Below are 2554 nucleotides of genomic sequence, written 5' to 3'. Positions count from 1 at the left end.
GGCAAAGAGGAACAGCAAAGCGTTGTGTTTTATGGACAACGCCCCTTTATCCAAAGTGGTGAACTGAATGAGGTTCAAACCATCATAAGGGGACGCCATGACCGCTTGGGGCGCCTTGTGGCACAAGAAGGGGACCGCGTTGAACGTGCCGATGCTTTTGTCAACAAAGAGACAAGGACCGTCACTTTAACAGAGGGCAAGATTTATATCGCCGGCGATATTTTCCCGGTCTTAGAAGCTGTACTCAACAATGTTTCCATGGTTGGGCGCCTGGAAATCGGTGTGAAGCTGCAGAAAAAATGGATAACCCATGAGGATGATCCAGAGCTGTTGGGGCAAGTTCCAGGCACCTTAGCAGAAGGAGAGCCCGGTGCTGCACGCGAAACAGCAAAGCTTGTTTGGGCACTCAAAGAGGATGCGCAAGCCGGCACGTTCTTTCCCGTTTATATCTTGCAAGATGGTGTTCTCATTGACCAAAAATCCCCCTCTCTGCTTGAACCAGCCATGCAAGCCATTGCCACTTACGACCGTGCGCATGGACATTATATCGTCAATGGATGCCGTGTGAGCGCATTAGGACCAAATAATGGTTGCCAAGTCTTTAGCATTCAAGAAGGAGAAGCCAATATCAACGGTTTTAAACGCAAACGCCTTGCCGCTTTGCGCCATGAAGAACGGGAAGACTTTTCGACAAGCGTTGTTCCTAGCGAAACGCATATTTTTGCGCCCCCAAAAGGCAAAACAAGCTTTACCTTTAAAAGCTACTATTCTCCCATTGCCGATATTCACTCTCTTTTGTTGACAAAAGAAAAAACCGTTAACGTCACCCGTGGTGCGGTTGCTGCAGGGCGTGATGGTGTTCCCGATAAAAGCATCACCTCTTTTCTCAAAGTCGTTCAAGGCAACAAGGAATTTAAAGAAGGGACTGATTTTAAAAAGACAGGAGATACCATTGATTGGGCACCCGTGGGCGATGAACCTGCTGGTGGGAGCACCTATAAAGTCACTTACCGTTATCGTGCACAAGTGACAGCCGATAAAGTAACAGCACAGGAAATCACTGTCTCAGGCGGCGCTGAGGGAGGCGATATTATCGTCAGTTACACTTACAAATTGCCCCGTATTGACCGTATAGGACTGAACACAGGGGGCAATGTGGTTTATATCAAGGGGATTTCGTCAGACGATCCCATGGCACCAAGCGTCCCTGATGATGTGTTATCCCTTGCAACCATCACCAACAATTGGCTTGAAACGCCGGGTGTTGTCAATGATGGCACACGGGTTGCCCCCTATGATGAGATGTGGCGTTATTTTCAACGGGTGTTTTCCCTTGATCGGTTGATGCAGTTAGAGCGCATTAAAAGCAATGTCGACTCTAAAGAGCCCGTTGCCAAAAAAGGCATGTTTGCCGACCCTTTTCTGGATGACTCTTACCGAGATGAAGGTTTTCAACAAACAGGGGCTGTAGGCAATGGCATTTTGCAGCTTGCCATTGACCCAACATTCTATACGGCGCCTTTAAAAGCCCCTGTCATCCTTGATTGGACAAATGAAGTGATCATTGCGCAAGAATTGACAACGGCTTGCGAAAAAATCAACCCTTATCAAAATTTTGCACCCCTCCCTGGTACGGTCACGCTTACCCCCGCAACAGATTTTTGGCATGAACAGCGCACCGATTGGCTCTCAAGCATTACCAATCAAATCATTATGGGAAAACATCGCGGCAGTACCATACGTAGAACAGAAGTAAGCGATAATTTCATCAACACACACCAAGAACAAACCGATTTCTTAAGACAAATTACCCTTCACTTTAAAATTGAAGGCTTTGGCAAAGGGGAAATTTTGACAAGTCTTACCTTTGATGGTGTGAATGTCTTGCCAACAAACCGCCTTGTTGCCAATTCCAACGGCGTTCTTGAAGGCACTTTTAAGATTCCACAAAATATTACCGCTGGCACAAAAAATGTCGTGGCACGAGGCAAAGGTGGAACAATTGCAACAGGTCTTTTTACCGGCAAAGGTGTGATTGATGTGAAAGTCATGCGGCGCACCATAACGGTGAAGATATGGGAAAAAGACGATCCACAAGCACAAGTCTTTATCCCAGATGAAACACGGCAAATCACCGGTATTGACTTTCATCTTTGCAAAATTGGTAATCAGGATCATGATCTGGTGATTGATTTGGTTACCACCGAAAACGGCTATCCGACCGCCGATATTCAAGCACAAAGTTTTTACTCCATGAAGGGTGCAAAAACCGGATGGGCGCAGGCACGCTATGATGTACCACTGCTTGTCCCCGATGATCGCTTAACGGCTTTTGTCATTAAAACCGATGATAGTAATCATTCTGTCTCACTGGCAAAACTTGGCGATTTTGATGCAGAAAAGCAAAGGTACGTTTCGAGCCACCCTTATGTGACCGGTCCACGCTTTTCTTCTGTCAATGCGCAGAGCTGGACCGCCCATCAAGATGAGGCTTTAGCCTTTCGCGTGTTGGCAGCACGCTACACACAAACAGAAAAAACCATTGATCTTGGCA

The 2554-nt window shown here is 46.8% G+C and carries 1 protein-coding gene; it reads left to right on the top strand.

Annotated features, from left to right (window positions below; all coding sequences use genetic code 11):
* Nucleotides 1-2554 (top strand): DUF4815 domain-containing protein (locus J7R10_RS07895; RefSeq protein WP_246787416.1); only part of this gene is annotated, 2554 nt, incomplete at both ends.

The organism is Bartonella vinsonii subsp. berkhoffii ATCC 51672 (genome assembly GCF_902825225.1).
GTDB lineage: Bacteria > Pseudomonadota > Alphaproteobacteria > Rhizobiales > Rhizobiaceae > Bartonella > Bartonella berkhoffii.
The sequence above is the reverse complement of the archived record's forward strand: the minus strand, read 5'-3'. Positions and strand labels throughout refer to the sequence as shown.